A 17,824-nucleotide genomic window follows, 5' to 3' on the forward strand; every position below is an offset into this window, starting at 1 on the left:
GTGGTGACTTGATTAGCTCGGACCCGTTGCTTTGGTCGGTGTCGGGGTACGAGCTACGAAACTTGGTGAGGCCCGCTTCGGCGGGCCTCCTTCGTTTAAGCGGCGGAGATGTGCGCCTCCTGGTCGATATCGAATGTCGGTGCCAGCACGGGCAGGCGCCCGGTGGAGTCGCGGAGCTGATCTGCCAGAAGCTCGAAGTACAGCGAGCGGGAGACGCCTGAGGCCTTGGCGGCGCCGTCGACGTCGTCCTTCAGCACGTGAGGCATCTGAAACTCGACGGGCACGGTGACGGCGCCGTTGCGCGCGCGTCGCTTCTGCTTGATCGGAGCCATGCGTCCAGAGTGGTGATTTAACCCCGGGATTGTGCGCGCCACGCCGCGCGTAGGGCGGATCAATCCCGGGATTAAGCGCGATTGCTGCCGAGGGACAGGGGCGTCAGTCCAAGTCACGCCGTGACGGCCCCCACCCGCCGAGGCATGAGACTCCCGTCGAACAACCATGTCGGCACCCTACCAAAATAGGTGCCACTCCCGTACCGATTCAGGTACACCGCCCAGAGGGTCAGCCAGGACTCTGCAGCCACTCACGAACCGAGGATTCGAATGCGTCCGGCGCGACGTTGTACTCCCAGGCATGCGCAGCGGGCGGGAGCAGGGCTAGCGCGCTCCGCTCGACGTTCACGCTCACGAAGGCCCGTGACAACGAGGCAGGCACCTCCCGATCTCCGACTGAGTGGACGAGGAGGGTCGGAACGGTGAGTCTTGGTCCTCGGGTCCAGTCCAGGGCATCGAAATCGATGGGCCCGGGAAGTCCTACGAGGGTGCTGAGGGGGCGAGTGGAGAGCGCGAACGTCCCAAGCGCACCCACCACCGATGGCAGATGAGCGCGGCGCGCTCCAGCCCGAATGACCTGCCGCCAGTCGGTGGCGGGCGCGATGAGGACGAGGGCTGTGATGAGTTGGCGGTGTCGAGACCGCTCGGTGAGTTGAAGTGCGATGCCGCCACCGAGGGACCAGCCGAACAGAACGATGCTGTGCGCTCCGTGCTCCACGGCGTAGTTGATCGCAGCATCGACGTCAGCCCATTCGGTTTGACCGAGAGTCGACGCCCTGTTCTTCGTTGGTGGCCCATCTCCGTCACCTCGGAACGAAGGAACGAGCGACGTGTAGCCGAGCTTGCGTGCCGCCGGGACTGAGCGCAGCGCGGTGATGCGGGTGGTGCGTATGCCGTGCACGTGGATCGCCCAGGTTGTTTCGCCCTCGCCGCCGGTCGACGGGAAGAGCCACGCCGGACATGGGCCTGTTGGCGTGTCGACGTGGATCTCGCGCACGCGCGGGTCGATGTCCTCAGGACGCGCGAAGACGTGCCCGGTCCATCGGCCTTCGTGAGCGGTGGAGAGATCGCCGCCGGTGACTCGAAGAACCTCGCGCCGAACGGTTTGCTCGATCGCGTCGTGATGAAGGATCCGGCCGACGAGCGCGTGGCCCCGATCGGAGTCGAACCAGAAGCCGTACTCGCCGTCGTGAAGGGTTTCGGGCGTGGCGTGGAGAGTGAGGCTGTCCGGGGTCGCCGAGAGGACCTGCACGGTCCTCTTGCGCCCGGGCATCACGACTCGCCGCCCCAGGACGACACCGACGCCTGCCAGCAGGGAGAGGGCAGCCACAGCGGCTCCCGCTACTCCTACGACAGCTCTCACGCCGACTTGCCGGGCGCTCATCGAGTCCAAGCTCTTGTGGTCGCGGGGGAGGGGAGCTGTTCCATCACGATGGCCTCCGCCGCTGCAACGTGACGAGCGTCGGCTGGTGTCAGACGGCCGCGATGAGCGTTCTCGAAGTCGCGTAGCGCGATGACCAGGTCGTACACGACCGCGATCGATGATTCGTCTCGAGCGCGACTTGACCCGTTCGTAGTCGGCATCACCGCGAGTCTGCCGGCGAGGCGGCGAAGTCGCCGTGCATGCCGACTGAGTCGCGCCTCGCGCATGGCCTTCTGCAGAGTGAATGAGGCGATTCCGGTGACGATGAGGATCACGCCGCAGTAAAACAGGAAGTCGAACGCGTTCCGCAGGAGGACGCGGAAACCGAGGTCGGTGACCTCGAAGTGGTCGAGGGACAAGACGATGATCTCGTCGATGCAGGCGAGGATGACGAGGCTGCTGCCTGCGACGAAGAAGCCGTACGAGCGCGCTTTTCTGCGACGGAGACCGAGCAGGAGCATCGTCGAGATCGCGAGGATCGCCGTCATGTAGATGCTGGCGTAAAGCCAGGTACCTGTCTGGGAGATGTGCTCGGTGATGAAAGTTTTCGAGGTGGGTTCCTTGTCGGTGATGAACAGGAACGGCACGACGAAGGACACGAGCATGGCGGCAAGGATGAGCTTCCTCGTCCAGAATCGCGGGGTGCTGCGGGATTGAAGGAGGGCTGCTCTCATGACCAACCAGAACGCGGTGGTCGCTAGGACGTTCTGGGCGAGGTTGATGTAGTTCTCACCACCGAGAAACCGGTCCAATCCGGGGTGGACTCGGGTGAGGAGCGCGAGGGAGCCGACTCCGCTCGCGAGCCAGGACAACCGGCTCGAGGGCTGGGAGACAGCAGCGGGGATCCGGGCGACGAAGACGACGGCGAGGACCACAAGAGCGATCAGGGCTAGAGCCTGCATCTACCCGAAGACCTCCTCGTCCTCCCGGAAACGAGGACGCAGGAGTGAGCGGGAAAGAAGATGGGCGAGGTGCTCTGCTTCGCCTTCGAGGATGCGCCGGTCCCCATCAACGTTCTCGAGGTCCTCCAAGCCGCCTGCTTCTAGGAGCCGGCCGCGCACGACTCCGTTCGTCCCCCGATAGGAGGCGACGGAAGAGTCGTCCCCGAGGACGTTGCAGCCGGGGTGGCGGAGGGCGATATGAGCGAGTTCGTGCAGGATGCAGTGCATCTGGTAGAGCCGGGTATCGGTCGAGCGGTAGAGAATCTGGGCCTCGTCGGGAAAATCGACCCAGAGAGCTGTGAGCGTCTGCCAGTCATCGTCGTCGATGGCATCGACGTGGATCGGTTTGCCGTGCAGGTCAGAGACATGCTTGAGGAGGGCATCCAGGGTCTGATCGTCCTGGAACCGGTTCTCCTCGAACGTCTGCGTCGTGCGTGCGGCGACGTCGGCGTGTTCGAACCACAGGGCTTCGTTGCTCTGGGTGGTGCTCATTCGGTAGTGCCCTCCTTCGGAGTTCGCTCGATCGACAGAATCGCCTTGGTCACGGCGGCGAGCTGCTTCGCGTTCATGCCCCCCAGCGCTCGAGCACTGATCGAGGTGGCTCCGGTAGCCAGTAGCGCCCGGTGGAAGCGGATCTCCGCTTCGATGAGCTCGCTGGCTTCGTCTTCACGCCTTGCGGTCAGGTACTCGTAGCTGACGCCGAAGAACTCGCTGAGACCGACGAGCAGATCGACCGGGAGCCGCGTGGAGCCCTCCAGCTCAAGCAGCTCATCCCAGTCCTTCGGCTCGAAGCTGATGTCACGACCGCGGATGGACTGAACGAGGGTGTCGAGAGTGAAGATCTGAGCATCCGCACTCGTCGGCCCTTCGGCGAGGAATCGGAGTCGTCGAGCGAACTCCCTGCCGTCGATGCGCTCAGCAGTGAGCTCTCCGCCACCGTCTTCCGGGTTCGGAGAAGACGCGAGCTGCAGCACTTCGTACGGTTCGACGCCGAAGGCTCCAGCGAGCTTCTCGATGTCGTTGGTGGTGAACGGCGCTTCGCCGCGCAGACGGATGTAGAAGTAGTTCGCCGAGATGCCTGCAGCACGGATGAGTTCGGTGTTGGTCAGCCGTGCACGATCGCGGAGCGTCTCGACCGCGCGGACTACGCGTCGCGAAAAGTCGGTCGGTCCCGGCGCCGGTCGTCTAGCCACCTCTGGAATGTACCAAAGATGATATAAGCCCATTTCGGTAACCGAACCGGGTTGCATTAGCTACCGAAATCGGTATTTTTGTCGTGTGCCCGCTTCTTCGTCTCGGTACTCAACCGTCTTGTTCGCCCTCGTCGCCTCCCTCCTCGTGAGCGGCTGCTCGTCGACCTCGCCGAGTGAGGCGTCTCATGAGAACGAGCCACCGAAGACCGCCTCACCTCTCCCCAGCATCCGACTCTTATCGCCGACGCCGACTCCCGAGGACGTACAGCCGGTCGATGCGGAGCCGTCCCCAGAACCGTCTCCGGCGAGCAGACCCGTCGCGATTGCGACGGAAGCGGCGGTGGCGTTCTGCCGTCCAACGATCGGTTACGACACCTGGATCAGCGAGCTCTACCCGTTTTTGAGCCAGCGGGCAGCAGTGGCCTACGAGACGGTCGACCCGGCAAACGTGCCCTGCACGAGCCTCACGGGCGCTGCGACCGTCCGCGACGGTGACGGTGCGTTCACGATGCGCATCCTCGTCCCCACTGACGCGGGGGTGTACTCCGTGTACGTCCACCGCACCACGGAGAGCACTCCCTGGGCCGTGGAACAGATCACCCCTCTGGCCTTGGAGTAGCCGAGTGGAGAAGGGGGGACTGGGGGTGCTGGCGGCGGTCATGGTGCCCGTCGTGGCGGTCGCGACGCTGTTGTGGGTGCTGTTCTTCGGCGGTTCCGCTGCCGCAGCATGCCTGCCGGGCGGGGGACCCGTCAACGTCTCCGCGATCCCGGCGGACGCGAAGGTCGGCGCCTACGGGTATGACCAGCTCGTGAATGCGGCACTGATCGTGAACGCGGGAGCGGCGAAGCGGCTCGGCGCGGACGGGCAGACGCTGGGCGTGCAGACGGCGATCGGGGAGTCATCCCTGGTGAACATCGGCTACGGGGACGGTGCGATCAACCCGGGCGGGTCAGTTGCTGACTCGATCGGACTGTTCCAGCAGCAGTCGAGCTGGGGCACCGTTGAGCAGCGAATGGACCCGACGACCTCGGCGGGCTTCTTCTACGACCGCCTCGTCGCGGTCGAGGGCTGGCAGGCGATGGAGCCCTCGATCGCTATCAACAAGGTCCAGCGCAACGCCGACCCGAACCACTACACGAAGTACCGCGCCGACGCAGTGGCGATCATGACCTACCTCAACAGCCTCGGCAGCAGCACGACCGCACCCACGGCGACGACAGCGCTGATTAGTGTCCCGTCGACGCCGACCGGTACCGCACCCGCGACTCCTGCGCCGGCCAGTGGATGCGTCGCCGTGTCCGGTGACGCGCAGGCCCTCGCAGCCGCACTCGTGACGGCGATGGAGGAGGGCCGGCTGCGCCTGCTCGAGGACAGGTACGCGCAGCAGATCCGCGATATGGCCGCCGGGACCGCCAAGGAGAACTGCGGCATCGACGTGCGGATCCTCCAGATCATCACCATCGCGCTGAACACGTTCGGGAAGGTGGGCGTCTCCGACCTCAACCGCCAGTGCACCGGATCCCTCCTAGGCGCCGGCACCGGCTCTTCGCACTGGATGAACGGCGGCGGGAACGCGGTCGATTTCTTCTCCTTCGACGGCACGGCCACGACCGGCTGCGACGCGAACGCGCTCACGCTCCTCACCGTCCTGGACCCACAGGTTCCGGCGGGCTCGCGTGCCGGGCAGATCCAGTGCCGCTCGACCAGCTACCAGCACATCACCCAGTTCACGGACACCTCGAACCACCTGCACTTCGACGTCGCCTACGCCGACGGCCCCCTTACCACCGGATAGCCGGACCTTTTCGGCGCCCTAACCGGCGGTGCCGAACACCCCGCACCACCACCACACGAAACGGAGAACACCATGTCTGTACTCGCCCTCACCTCCGACCTGATCACAGCCGCTGGCAGCTTCGGGGCCGTCGTCCCCGACCCGGGCCCCGGGGGCATGCCGCCCGGATTCGAGGCCTTCACCACCGTCATGGGCTGGGCCAAGTGGGTCGGCCTCGGCGTCGCCGTCGTCGGCCTGATCATCCTCGGCGTCACCATGACCGTCTCCGCCCGCCGCGGCGAAGGCGGAGAGATCGGCGGCTGGCTCGGCCGACTCCTCGTCGGCGTGATCATCGTGTCCGCCGCGTTCACGATCGTCGGCTTCCTCATGGGCAGCTAGCGCACGAGGACACCGACCGGCATCACCAACGAGAGGCACGACGTCATGAGCGACACGCAGTCCCGCAACCCGTTCACCAGTCGAGGATTCATCTTCGGAGCGATCGTCTTCGGAATTCTCGTCCTGGCCGCGATCCTGCTCGCCGTCACGTCCCTGGACAGTGGTGGCGGGCAGGGCACCGCCGTGCCCGCCACCACTGCAACGCCCACCTCCCAGGCCTCAGAGCTCGACGCCGATGCTGCGAGCATCTGCGGCCTCCCTGGACTCGACGAGAGCGGCAGCCTCGCTGCCGCACCCGACGCGGAATGGACCATCGTCGGGACCATGGCAGCGCCCTCCTCGGACGATGCAGGACCTGGCGTCATCGACGCCGACGGAGTCCGCAGCTGCTACGCGCACACCGTGGAAGGCGCAGCCTTCGCGGTCGCGAACCTCTGGGCGATGGGAACGGACGGCCGTCTGAGCGACCTCGTCACCGAACGCCTCACCGTCCCCGGCCCCGGTCGAGACGCCGCGCTGGCCCGCGAGACCACTCAGAGCAACACCGGCCTGAGCTCCCAGATCGCCGGCGTGAAAGTCCTCGCCTACGACGGCCAGAACGCCACCATCGACATCGCCTTCCAGATCTCCGACGGACGTCTCATCAGCTTCCCCTACGCCCTCAGCTGGTCCGAGGGCGACTGGAAGTTCGTGCTCACCGATGACGGACTCCCCACCTTCCGCCCGGTCGCTCTGCAGAGCCTCGGCGGCTACCTCCCTTGGAGCGGCACCACATGACCCCAGTCCCCGACAAAGAGCCGTGCTCCGTCGTCGACGTTCTCTGCTGGACCGGAGAAGGCATCGGCAACGTCGTCTCGCAGGCGTCGAACGACGCTCTGCAGCAGTTCGTCAACAACATCCTGGAGGGCTTCGGCAAAGCGGTCGTCTCGCTCGGCACCCTCTGGGTGAATGTTCCCTCCCCGGTGACCGTCGTCGACCGGGGAGGCGGCGTTAACGGCGGCGGCACACCGCCTCTTCCCGAAGCGTTCGAGACGATCCTCGGCTACGTGACGTGGGTCGCGGCGGGCCTCGCGGTCATGTCGCTGATCATCGCGGGCGTCATGATGAGCACCCGTCGCCGCCACGGCGACGGCGAGGCTCACATGGGACGCATCGGCGTCATCATCTTCGCCGTCTTCCTGCTCTCCTCCGCCTCCGCGCTCGTGACAGGGTTCCTGCCCCTGGCGCTGCACCTGAACGAGTCCTCGAGCACCGTCGGCTGGGTGCAGGGGCAGCTCGAGTGGTACGCCGGCGGGCTCGCGATCCTCTCGATCCTCATCGCCGCCGGCCGCATGGTGTGGACGCAGCGCGCAGGCGAGCTGCGCACCCTCGCCCGGTCGGTGCTGACGCTGATCGCCGTGGCCGGAGCGGGACTGGTCGCGATCCGCCTCGCCACGCAGGCCGGGGACGCGTTCTCGGTCTGGATCCTCAACAACTCCACCGACTGCGACGTCACCAACGGTGAGAGCAACTGCTTCGGCACCAACGTCTTCGCGATGATCTCTCTCACCGCGACCGCTCCCATCGGCCTGATCGGCCTCTTCCTCCTCGGGATCCTCGCCGTGCTGATGACGTACGTCCAGGTCGCGCTGATGGTGTTCCGCGGCGCGATGCTCGTCGTCCTCGCCGGCATCTTCCCGATCGCCGCGGCCGCGACGAACACCGAGATCGGGCAGCAGTGGTTCAAGAAGACCCTCGCCTGGACCCTCGCCTTCATCCTCTACAAGCCCGCCGCGGCGATCGTCTACGCGATCGCCTTCCGGATGACCGGCACTGACCTGTTCAAGTCGGACGGCACCGGGCTGTTCCAGATCGTCACCGGCCTCGCGCTGATGCTCATCGCGCTCGTCGCACTGCCCGCCCTGATGCGCTTCCTCGTCCCCGCTGTCGCCTCGGTGGGCGGCGGTGGTGGCGGGGCCGGCCTCCTGCTCGGTGCGGCCGCGGCCGGTGGAGCGGCGGAGATTGCCAGCGGAGCGATCCGCTCGCGCAGCGGAGGCGACAGCGGCGGGGGCGGAGGAACGCCCGGCGGCGGCGGCTTCGGCTCCGCACCGTCCGGCAGCAGCGCCTCCGCAGGCAGCAAGGGGTCACCCGCTGCGACTCCGGCCGCCTCCGGCGCAGGCGGCGGCGCCGCTGGCGGAGCTGCGGCCGGCGGCGGCGCAGCTGCGGGCGGCGCGGCGGCAGCCGGTGGTGCCGCGGCCGCGGCGGGCGGCCCGATCGGTGTCGGCCTTGTGGTGGCCGGGAAGGCCGCCGAGGGCGCGAAGCACGCAGCACGAGCGGTCAAGGCCGCCACGGACGACGCCACTGGCGGCAACGGAAGCGGGAACTGATGAGCACGACAACCCCCACGCGAAGTGCTGAGGCGCCGCGCACGTACGGCAATTGGCGTCGCCCGCAGACCGCGGGACTCGGTGGCCTCGGGCAGCTCGCCACGGGCGTGCTGTTCGTCGGCATCCTCTCCTCGATCATCGCGTCGATGTTCTCCGGCCTCGGGGCCGCGCTCGTCGTCGCCGCGATCTTCGGCGGGATCTTGCTGACGGTTTCGGTGAAGGACAAGCACGGGCAGAGCGCCCTTGGAAGGACGGTGAATCGCGTGAACTGGATGCGCACGAAGGCCAAGGGGGCGAACGTCTACCGTTCCGGTCCCGCGGGTCGAGCGAAGTGGGGCACTTTTCAGCTCCCGGGCCTGGCTGCGGCGTCGCAGCTCTCCGAGCACGAGGACTCGCACGGGCGCCGGTTCGCTCTCGTGCACGTCCCCTCGACCAAGCACTACACCGTCGTGATCGCCACGGAGCCGGACGGGGCCGCGCTGGTGGATCAGGAGCAGGTCAACAACCAGGTCGCGGAGTACGGCATCTGGCTTTCCAATCTCGGAGACGAGCCCGGTATCGAGGCGGCCTCCGTCACCGTCGAGACGGCCCCCGATACCGGTACGCGCCTGCGCTCGGAGGTCGAGGGGTCGATGGACCCGGATGCGCCGGAGTTCGCTCGAGCGATGCTCTCGGAGGTCGTGAGCAGCTACCCGGTCGGGTCGGCCACGATCCGCGCCTACGTCGCGATCACCTTCTCTTCCCTGTCTCGCATCGGCGGGAAGCGCCGCAACGCGAAGGAGGTCGCTGCTGACCTCGCCGCCCGCCTGCCTGGCCTGACGACGAGCCTTGCCGCGACCGGGGCCGGCGCTGCGCGGCCGCTCGGTGCTCAGGAGCTGTGCGAGGTGATCCGGATCGCCTACGACCCCGGCGCCGCCGTCCTGATCGATGAGGCCCGCGCCTCGGGTGACGTGCCGGAGCTGTTTTGGACGGACGTCGGCCCCGCGGCCGCGGAGTCCCGGTGGGAGTCGTACCGGCACGACGGCGCCGTGTCCACGTCGTGGACGATGACCTCCCCGCCGCGCGGAGTCGTGCAGTCCGGGATCCTCGCCCGTCTGCTGGCTCCGCACCGTGACGTCGCTCGCAAGCGCGTCACCCTGCTCTACCGCCCCATCGACCCGGCCCGCGCCGCGGCGATCGTGGAGGCGGACCTGAACGCGGCGCAGTTCAACAGCTCCGCGTCGACCAAGCCCACTGCCCGCTCGACCCTCTCTACCCGCTCCGCCCAGGCGACCGCGGCGGAGGAGGCCTCCGGTGCTGGCCTGCTCAACTTCGGCCTGATCGTCACCGCGACGACTACTGACGCTGTGCACGAGGCGGACGCGCGCGCGGCGATCGACTCGCTGACCGCCGCGGCGCGTCTTCGGGTGCGGCCGGCGTTCGGGTCGCAGGACACCGTTTTCGCTGCGGGTCTGCCGCTGGGGCTCGTGCTCCCGCGTCACCTGCGCCTGCCCACCGAAGTGAGGGAGTCCCTGTGAGCCTGATCACCCGCCTGTTCTCCTCGAACAGCGACAACGAGCTCGAGCCCGGCGAGGACGTCCTGCCGGACGGAGCGGTCACCGCCGCCCACGGCGATACGACGGGGGAGGAGCTGACCGGCGACGGCCTGCCCACCGGTGCCGTGTCGTCCTCGGCAGAGCCCGGCACCGACACGGCCACACCCTCGCAGCGAGCAGCGCGCGGGCAGAGCGGACCTCCGGCCGCGGTGGTCGCGCAGCGGCCGACGCTGACTCGGGAGCGCAGGACCCCGCGCACCCGGCGCCGGGAGGGGAAAAAGGTCGAGATCCCGCACGGCGGGAAGAAGAAGGCCCAGGGGACCGCGCTGCGCCGTCCTCTGCGCCCGACGATCCGCGGGTGGCTCGGTCGCGGCGGTGGTGAAGCCGTCAACGTCACGGCCGCCGATGAGTTCCGCGGGACGACCGTGCAGGTGTGCGGGCTGTACCCGTTCTCGGTCGGGACGGGTACGCCGATGATCGGGGTGCCGTTGGGGAAGAACCTCTCCACCGGTGCCTCCGTCTGCTGCGACCCGATCAGCTGGTTCCAGCGTGCGAACCTCATCAGTAACCCGTCGATGTTCGTGCTCGGCAAGCCCGGCCTGGGGAAGTCCTCGCTGACCCGTCGCATGGCCGCCGGCCTCGCCGGGTACGGCACGATCCCCCTCGTACTGGGCGACCTCAAGCCCGACTACGTGGATCTGATCGAAGCCCTCGACGGGCAGGTCATCCCCCTCGGCCGTGGCCGCGGCTACCTGAACATCCTCGATCCCGGCGAGGCGTCGGAGGCAGCGCAGCGCCTCCGTGACGAGGCCGACCGCTCGCTCGAGCGGGCCGACGAGCTCGCGCACCAGGTCGACGCGCTCGGCGTCTCCGACGACACCGCGGCGACGATCGCAAAGGTCGGCCGGCTGCGCAAGCACGCCGCGAAGGTGCAGCGCCTCGCGCACCAGGTCCTCGCGGACGCCCACGGCCGCCGGCACACGATGGTCGCAGCGCTGCTGACGATCCTCCGCTCCCAGCCGCCGAGTGACCGTGAAGAGACGATCATCGACCGGGCACTGAAGTACCTGGACGAGCACCACCAGGGAGTGCCGGTCCTCGCGGACCTGCTGCGCGTGATCCAGGAGGCGCCGGACGAGATTCGTCAGGTCGCGTTGGACCGCGGCGACATCGAGAAGTACAAGGACGTCACCGAGAACCTCGAAGCCTCCCTCATCGGCCTCACCACCGGTGGACGCTTGGGCGAGGTGTTCTCGAAGCAGACCACCACGCCGATGCGCCGGGACCGGCCCGTCGTCTACGACGTGTCCTCGATCGATGACTCCGAAGGTGACCTTCAAGCCGCGATCCTCCTCGCCTGCTGGTCCGCCGGCTTCGGGACCGTCAACGTCGCGGCCGCCCTCGCGGACGCGGAGCTCGAACCGCAGCGGCACTACTTCGTGATCCTGGACGAGCTGTGGCGGGCGCTGCGCGCGGGCAAGGGCATGGTCGATCGCGTCGACGCCCTCACCCGCCTGAACCGTGCGCGCGGCGTCGGCCTGGCGATGATCAGCCACACGATGTCGGACCTCCTCGCACTGGCCTCCTCGGAGGATCAGATGAAGGCGAAGGGCTTCGTGGAGCGCTCAGGCATGGTCATCTGCGGCGGCCTCCCCGGCGCGGAGATGCCGCTGCTGACCTCGGCCGTGCCGATGTCGATCGCGGAACAGGGGATGCTCACCTCCTGGCAGGACCCGCCCGCCTGGGACCCCGTGTCCGGGCACGAGTCAGAGCCGCCCGGACGCGGCCGCTTCCTGATCAAGGTCGGCGGACGTCCCGGGATCCCGGTGCGCGTCGAGCTGACCGCGGCGGAGAAGGAGGTCAACGACACCAACAAGCTCTGGCACGCGACCTCCCGCGCCGGACGCGCAGCGGAGCCGCTGCCCACCGATCCCGTGAACGTCGAGATCCTGCCGTGAGCGTCCTCGTCGCCTTCGGCGCGAGCTGCGTCGCGGCCGGCGCCGCGATCGTCAGCGCGCTCCGCGCCCGTCAGCGGACGGCGGACCGCGACCGGTTCCTGCTTACCCTCTGCTGGGGTGGCGTCGGGCTCCTGGCGGGCTTCGTCGCCTGGGACCAGTGGGACCGGGTGATCGCGTGAGCTGTGCGTCGACGGTCGCGTTCGAGGGCTACCGCTGGACCTGCCAGCGGTCCGCTCCGGGGGAGCACGGCTTCCACACGACGGATCTTCCCGTCTCCTTCGTGGAGCGGGGCCTCGCGGTCCTCTCCTGGGGGACCTCGCACCAAGCACCCGCCGACGACTGCACCCCGCGGTGGGTTGGCCCGATCTACACAGAGGAGTCCGCATGAGCGCCACCGCCAACAACCGCCGCCGCGAGCCCGGCAAGGCAGGCAACGACGCCCTGATGCTCGGCGCAGCCCTCGCGGCGATCGCTGCGATCGGCATCGTCTGGGTGGCCGTCGCGGTCGGATCGCAGCTCGACGGCGTGAACGAGGGCCTGCCGTCCGATCCGTTCGAAATCATCTCGGGCCTGTTCCGCGGCCGAGTGGTGTGGTCGACGTCCGCAACGATGATCGCCGCGGCCGCCGTCGCCGTCATCGTCCTCGTCGGCCTCTGGCTCGTGTGGATGCGCTCGCTCGGACGGAAGAACCGCTCGAGCGTGGACCACGCCGCCCGATACATGGCGACGCCCCGCGATCTGGCACCGATGATGCGCAAGGAGGCGTTGAAGAAGTCCGCCCGCCTCGGCGTCGCTGAGAACCCCGGCGTCCCGGTGGGCCGGCTGCACCTGGGGAAGCAGATGCTCTACGCCTCGTTCGAGGACATGATGCTGCTGATCGCCGGCCCTCGCGTGGGCAAGTCGACCTCGCTCGTCATCCCCGCGATCATGGCCGCGCCCGGCGCCGTAGTCACGACCTCGAACAAGCGGGACGTGCTCGACGCAACCCGCGACGTGCGCGCCGCCAAGGGCCACGTGTGGGTGTTCGACCCGCAGCGGGTCGCGTTCGAGGACGCGACCTGGTGGTGGAACCCCCTCTCCTACGTCACCGACGACACCAAGGCCGCGAAGCTCGCGACGCACTTCGCCTCCGGCACCCGGGCGATGAACGCGAAGACCGACGCCTACTTCGACGGCAAAGGGCAAGAGCTGCTGTCCGATCTGCTGCTCGCGGCCGCGGCCGGGAACCGGCCGATCAGCGACGTGCTGCTCTGGCTGACCTCCGTCGAGGACGAAACCCCCGTCGAGCTCCTGCACGACAACGGCTACCCGACCAACGCGCGAGCTGTCCGCGGCATCATGAACACCGCCGACAAGGCCCGCGACGGGATCTACTCGACCGCGCAGGGCATGGCCGTGTGCTTGAAGAGCGCCGCGACCGCCGACTGGGTGAACGCCCGCCCGAACGACACCCGCCCGCAGTTCGTTCCCGAGACGTTCGTCACGTCGACCCAGACGCTGTACTCGCTGTCGAAGGAGGGCGCCGGCACCGCCGGCCCCCTCGTCACCGCCCTGACCGCCGCGACGATCGAGGCCGCGGAAGAGCACGCCGCGCGCTCACGCGGCGGGCGCCTCGCGACGCCCCTCGTCGCCGTCCTCGATGAGGCCGCGAACGTGTGCCGGTGGAAGGACCTCCCCGACCTGTACTCGCACTACGGCTCGCGCGGGATCCCGATCATGGCCGTGTTCCAGTCCTGGTCCCAGGGCGTCGGCGTGTTCGGCAAGGAGGGCATGCTCAAGCTGTGGTCCGCCGCGAACGTGAAGCTGTACGCCGGCGGAGTCGCGGAAGACGAGTTCCTGCGCACCCTTTCCGAGCTGATCGGCACCTACGACAAGGAGACCACCTCCGCCAGCTACAACAAGGGCGTCCGCTCGACCACCTCGGCGCTGCGCCGAGAGAAGATCCTCGAAGTCGCGGACCTCACCAGCATGGGCCGCGGCCGCGCGATCATGCTCTCCTCCGGCGCCCGCGCTGCCCTGGTCGACACGGTGCCCTGGTACAACGGGCCGAAAGAGCAGGTCGCCGCGATCAACGCCTCCATTGCCGCTCACGACGCCAGCAGCGGACCCGCGAACGCTGCACCCGTCTCGCCTGTCGTGACGGTGATGTCTCCGCTCGAGGAGCAGCCTGCGGCGGACGTCGACGCGGAGCAGAACGCGACTCTCCGGAGCGAGCGATGAGCGACGAGGATCTGTTCGACGTCGACACGGATCCCGTCACGCTGCACCCCGTCGAGGCGGAGGACGTGGACGAGGAGGAGGTGCCGGCGACGTACTTCGGATCCGCCGACGAGTGGGTCAGGGAGTTTCTCCGCCCCTCCTACCGACGCCGGGTGACAGCCAAGGGCCAGAGCGCCGGCGAACGATGGGCGGCCGAGTGGTGGAGCAGCGTCGAAGCGCTGACTCGCATCGAAGCCCTCTGGCGGATGTGGGAAGAGATCCGCACCAGCGCAGGCTCACTCAGCGCCTACTGGATCAACCACCTCGACCCGCACATGCGAGTCCTCCTCTCGCCCGGCGGCCCCTTTGCGACGTCGACGGACGAGAACCGGGCCGGCGACATGCTCCCCTACGCTGCCCCGCCGACAGGGATGTTTCCGCCAGACCGGCTCAGGTGACGAAGTAAGCGGCCGAGCTGAGGCGCTCGAAGGCGGCATCGACCAGCGCGCCGAGGTCGGCATTGTCCTCAACTGCCCAGTACTCCCAGGCGATGTCGACTGCTGCGAGTGCGGCGTTCGCGAGGACTCGTGCGGTGAATGCGTCGGGGATGCGCTCGGCGAGCGCGATGGCGAGCACGACGGCACTTTCTGCTCGGCGCTCCCTCAGCCGGGAGGTGAGCGCGGGCTCGCTCATGATCAAGCGGAGTCGGGCTCGGTACCCGTCGGGGTCCTCAGCGGCGATGACGATGACCGGTTCGATCGCTAGGCGCACCAGCTGCCAACCGGACATTCGAGTGCCGGCGGGCAGAGCCCGTAGCGCCGCCGCATGGTCGAGGCTGCTGCTCTCGACCGCAGCGATGACGACGTCCTCCTTGCTGCCGAAGTAGCGGAAGAAAGTCGCCCGCGACATTCCGGCCTCCCGTGCAGCGTCCTCGACCGTGACGGTGGAGTAGCCGCGCTCGAGGAACACCTCGAGCACCGCCGCGGCGAACTGCGCGCGCAAGAGGTCTCGCGCTCGATCCCTCACCCCCGCAGCCATGTTTCGAGCATAGGATGTGAGACGCGGTATCAGTGTGGATACTAAGTATCAAAGACACCGTTCGAGCCAGGAGAATCGATGACCGCGACCGCTGCCGAGCCACTAGCTACACGGAGGAAGCTCCGTCCAAATCTCGTGATCGCCGTCCTCGCCTTCGCGGGGATGGGGGCGTCGTTCATGCAGACGATCCTGATCCCGATCCAGGCGCAGCTCCCCGAGCTGCTCGACGCGAGCCGCGATGACACGGCCTGGGTGATCACGGTCACGCTGCTGGTGTCGGCGATCTGCACGCCCGTCTCGGGGAAGCTCGGCGACATGTACGGCAAGCGCCGCGTCGCGATCGTGCTGCTCTCCCTCCTGATCGCGGGATCCGTGATCTGCGCGCTCTCGCCGACGGTCGTGCCGCTGATCATCGGCCGAGGCCTCCAGGGCACTGGCATGGGGGTGATCCCGCTGGGCATCTCGATCCTCCGCGACATCCTGCCCAAGGAGCGACTGGGCTCGGCCATCGCCCTGGTCAGTGCGACTCTCGGCGTCGGCGGAGCGCTCGGCCTGCCGATCAGCGCCCTCGTCACCGAGAACTTCGACTGGTACGCCCTCTTCTGGGTGGCCGCCGCGATCGGCGCCGTCGCCCTCGCTCTCTTCGTCATCGTCATCCCGGGAGGCGTCTCGAACGCGCGAGGGAGGTTCGACTTCGGCGGCGCCGTCGGACTCGCGATCGGCCTCGTCGGCCTGCTCCTCGCGGTGTCCCGCGGCAACGAGTGGGGCTGGACGAGCGCGCCGACGCTGATCAGCGCCGGAATCGGAGTCGTGGCCCTGCTGCTGTGGGGCTGGTACGAGCTACGCCGCAGCAACCCGCTGGTCGACCTGCGGGTGAGCGCTCGCGGCCCCGTTCTGATGACGAACCTCGCGTCCGTCGCCATGGGATTCGCGCTGTTCTCCTCGAGCATCGTCTTCCCCCAGCTGCTGCAGCTCCCCGAGACCACGGGCGGCCTGGGCCTGCCCCTGCTCGAGGCGAGCCTGATCCTGATGCCCTCGGGCTTGGCGATGCTCGCGATGTCGCCCGTCGCAGGCCGGGTGGAGAAGCGGGTCGGCCCGAAGCCGCTGCTGGTGGCCGGGGCCGTCATCATCGCCCTCGCCTACCTCGCCGCCGTGGTGCTCGAGCCGACCGTCTGGCTCGTGCTCGTGATCAACGTCGTGATCGGCATCGGGATCGGCCTGGGCTACGCGGCCATGCCGACGCTGATCATGCGCGCGGTCCCGGTGAGCGAGAGCGGCGCGGCGAACGGGCTGAACACGCTGATGCGTGCCCTCGGCACGAGCATCGCCGCGGCCGTCGTCGCCGCCGTGCTCGCGAACTCGGCGGTCAGCGGTTCCGGAGGCTCGGTACCCTCGGAGTCGGGTTTCACCCTCGCGCTCCTCTTCGGCCTCGCTGCCGCGATCCTCTGCGCTGCCCTCGCGGTGTTCATCCCTAAGCCTCAAGTTCTCGCGGAGGAAGAGCCGGCCCTCCCTGGTGAAGTACTACCGGCCCTCGAGCCGGCTCATCGGTGACTTCTACTGCAAACGCAGTAGCTGCACCGCCGCGCCTGGACGACGCCGCCCGGACGGGGATCGGCGATTCTGAGAGAGCGTCGCGCCCCTCGCGGGGAACGACGTTCCCGAGACGAAGGAGAACGACATGCTCACCTCGAAGAACACCCTGCAGGAATGGCTCGATGACGCCGTCGGCGGCCCGCTCCTCCGGGAGATCCTCGCGCAGGGCGGCCAGTCGGCCGAGGACCTGCGCCCCGCGGCCGGCCTGAGCCTGCGAACGCTCGTCGAGCTCGGCGGCGGACGGTTCCCGCAGGAGCTGGTCGACACGCTCGTGAAGCAGGCCAACGGCGGCGTCATTCCCCTCGAGGAGACGCAGGAGGAGTCCGTCGGCGACGGCCGGTTCACCGGTCGGACGGTGATCGTCACCGGCGCCGGCTCGGGAATCGGCCGCGCCACCGCGCGCCGCATCCTCCGCGAGGGCGGCCGCGTGATCGCCGTCGACGTGGTGCCCAAGGGCATCGACGAGCTGGCCGCGTCGTCGCCCGAGGGCACAGTCGTCACCGTGACCGCCGACATCACCTCGACGGACGGGGTCGCCGAGATCCTCTCAGCGGCGGGGGAGCGGGTCGACGGTCTCGCGAACATCGCAGGGATCATGGACGGGATGACGCCCCTGCACGAGACCGAGGACGCCCTCTGGCGCCGAGTGTTCTCGGTGAACGTCGACGGCACCTTCGCGCTCAGCCGCGCGGTCCTGCCGCTGATGCTGGCGCAGGGCCGGGGCTCCGTGGTCAACATCGCGTCGGAGGCGTCACTGCGCGGTAACGCCGCCGGCACCGCCTACACCGCGTCCAAGCACGCGGTCGTCGGCATCACCAAGAGTGCCGCCTTCCTCTACGGACCCTCCGGCATCCGCACCAACGCCGTCGCGCCCGGTCCGACCGCTACGGCGATCGAGGGGAGCATGGCCTCCGACTTCGGACGCGAGCGTCTCGCGCCGTTCTTCACCCTCATCCCGCCGGTGGTGTCGGCGGACACGATGGCGGCCTCGATCACCTGGCTGCTGAGCGACGATTCCGCGAACGTCAACGGCATCGTGCTCGCCTCCGACGGCGGCTGGTCGGTCCAGTAG

At 68.4% G+C, this 17,824-nt stretch carries 18 protein-coding genes; 12 read left to right on the plus strand and 6 right to left on the minus strand.

Annotation, left to right across the window (positions count from 1 at the left end; translation table 11 throughout):
* Positions 1-95: 95 nt before the first annotated feature.
* From EDF36_RS18515 to EDF36_RS18535, 5 genes are all read right to left on the minus strand, one after another.
* Entirely contained in the window at positions 96-332 is a 237-nt protein-coding gene (locus tag EDF36_RS18515) for a hypothetical protein (RefSeq protein WP_056045669.1), read from the minus strand.
* Positions 333-561: 229 nt separating this feature from the next.
* Positions 562-1,662: a S9 family peptidase gene (locus tag EDF36_RS18520; RefSeq protein ID WP_185020550.1), complete on the minus strand. Its 1,101-nt coding sequence runs from the start codon at positions 1,660-1,662 to the stop codon at positions 562-564.
* 50 nt (positions 1,663-1,712) lie between these two features.
* Complete coding sequence (locus EDF36_RS18525) at positions 1,713-2,657, minus strand: hypothetical protein (RefSeq protein ID WP_123734136.1); 945 nt, start codon at positions 2,655-2,657, stop codon at positions 1,713-1,715.
* Positions 2,658-3,188, minus strand: a complete 531-nt coding sequence (locus EDF36_RS18530; RefSeq protein WP_056045680.1) for a hypothetical protein — start codon at positions 3,186-3,188, stop codon at positions 2,658-2,660.
* Complete coding sequence (locus tag EDF36_RS18535; protein WP_146082460.1) at positions 3,185-3,889, minus strand: helix-turn-helix transcriptional regulator; 705 nt, start codon at positions 3,887-3,889, stop codon at positions 3,185-3,187. The genes EDF36_RS18530 and EDF36_RS18535 overlap by 4 nt, the downstream gene beginning before the upstream one ends.
* A gap of 118 nt (positions 3,890-4,007) precedes the next feature.
* Here EDF36_RS18535 and EDF36_RS21010 point away from each other — a divergent pair, with 118 nt between their 5' ends.
* The 10 genes from EDF36_RS21010 to EDF36_RS18595 all read left to right on the plus strand — a co-directional run bounded on the left by EDF36_RS21010 (position 4,008) and on the right by EDF36_RS18595 (position 14,579).
* Positions 4,008-4,508 (plus strand): hypothetical protein, encoded by a 501-nt coding sequence (locus EDF36_RS21010; RefSeq protein ID WP_148060095.1) that lies wholly within the window; start codon positions 4,008-4,010, stop codon positions 4,506-4,508.
* A 4-nt stretch (positions 4,509-4,512) separates the two neighbouring features.
* Positions 4,513-5,685: a hypothetical protein gene (locus EDF36_RS18545; protein ID WP_123734139.1), complete on the plus strand. Its 1,173-nt coding sequence runs from the start codon at positions 4,513-4,515 to the stop codon at positions 5,683-5,685.
* 72 nt (positions 5,686-5,757) lie between these two features.
* Entirely contained in the window at positions 5,758-6,063 is a 306-nt protein-coding gene (locus tag EDF36_RS18550; protein WP_056045694.1) for a hypothetical protein, read from the plus strand.
* Positions 6,064-6,108: 45 nt separating this feature from the next.
* On the plus strand, positions 6,109-6,840 hold the full coding sequence (locus tag EDF36_RS18555) for a hypothetical protein (RefSeq protein ID WP_123734140.1): 732 nt from the start codon (positions 6,109-6,111) through the stop codon (positions 6,838-6,840).
* Complete coding sequence (locus tag EDF36_RS21435; protein ID WP_185020551.1) at positions 6,837-8,429, plus strand: hypothetical protein; 1,593 nt, start codon at positions 6,837-6,839, stop codon at positions 8,427-8,429. The genes EDF36_RS18555 and EDF36_RS21435 overlap by 4 nt, the downstream gene beginning before the upstream one ends.
* Positions 8,429-9,946, plus strand: coding sequence for an SCO6880 family protein (locus EDF36_RS18565; RefSeq protein WP_185020552.1), 1,518 nt, complete (start codon positions 8,429-8,431; stop codon positions 9,944-9,946). The genes EDF36_RS21435 and EDF36_RS18565 overlap by 1 nt, the downstream gene beginning before the upstream one ends.
* 305 nt (positions 9,947-10,251) lie before the next feature.
* On the plus strand, positions 10,252-11,922 hold the full coding sequence (locus EDF36_RS21920; RefSeq protein ID WP_397459918.1) for an ATP/GTP-binding protein: 1,671 nt from the start codon (positions 10,252-10,254) through the stop codon (positions 11,920-11,922).
* Complete coding sequence (locus tag EDF36_RS18580; RefSeq protein WP_123734142.1) at positions 11,919-12,101, plus strand: hypothetical protein; 183 nt, start codon at positions 11,919-11,921, stop codon at positions 12,099-12,101. The genes EDF36_RS21920 and EDF36_RS18580 overlap by 4 nt, the downstream gene beginning before the upstream one ends.
* A 205-nt stretch (positions 12,102-12,306) precedes the next feature.
* The gene (locus EDF36_RS18590) at positions 12,307-14,142 is read left to right on the plus strand and encodes a type IV secretory system conjugative DNA transfer family protein (RefSeq protein WP_123734144.1); all 1,836 of its coding nucleotides are present in this window, start codon (positions 12,307-12,309) and stop codon (positions 14,140-14,142) included.
* Positions 14,139-14,579 (plus strand): DUF4913 domain-containing protein, encoded by a 441-nt coding sequence (locus EDF36_RS18595; protein ID WP_123734145.1) that lies wholly within the window; start codon positions 14,139-14,141, stop codon positions 14,577-14,579. Before EDF36_RS18590 ends, EDF36_RS18595 begins: the two co-directional genes overlap by 4 nt.
* On the opposite strand, the gene EDF36_RS18600 is transcribed toward EDF36_RS18595, so the two are convergent.
* Positions 14,572-15,123, minus strand: a complete 552-nt coding sequence (locus tag EDF36_RS18600; RefSeq protein ID WP_185020553.1) for a TetR family transcriptional regulator — start codon at positions 15,121-15,123, stop codon at positions 14,572-14,574. The two genes, EDF36_RS18595 and EDF36_RS18600, sit on opposite strands and share 8 nt — an antisense overlap.
* Positions 15,124-15,237: 114 nt before the next feature.
* Between EDF36_RS18600 and EDF36_RS18605 the strand changes: the two genes are divergently transcribed.
* Positions 15,238-16,710 carry an MFS transporter gene (locus EDF36_RS18605; RefSeq protein WP_123734147.1) on the plus strand — a complete coding sequence of 491 codons (1,473 nt, stop codon included), beginning with the start codon at positions 15,238-15,240 and terminating at the stop codon, positions 16,708-16,710.
* 127 nt (positions 16,711-16,837) lie between these two features.
* The gene (locus EDF36_RS18610) at positions 16,838-17,824 is read left to right on the plus strand and encodes an SDR family NAD(P)-dependent oxidoreductase (RefSeq protein WP_123734148.1); all 987 of its coding nucleotides are present in this window, start codon (positions 16,838-16,840) and stop codon (positions 17,822-17,824) included.

Source organism: Rathayibacter sp. PhB152 (genome assembly GCF_003751395.1).
GTDB lineage: Bacteria > Actinomycetota > Actinomycetes > Actinomycetales > Microbacteriaceae > Rathayibacter > Rathayibacter festucae.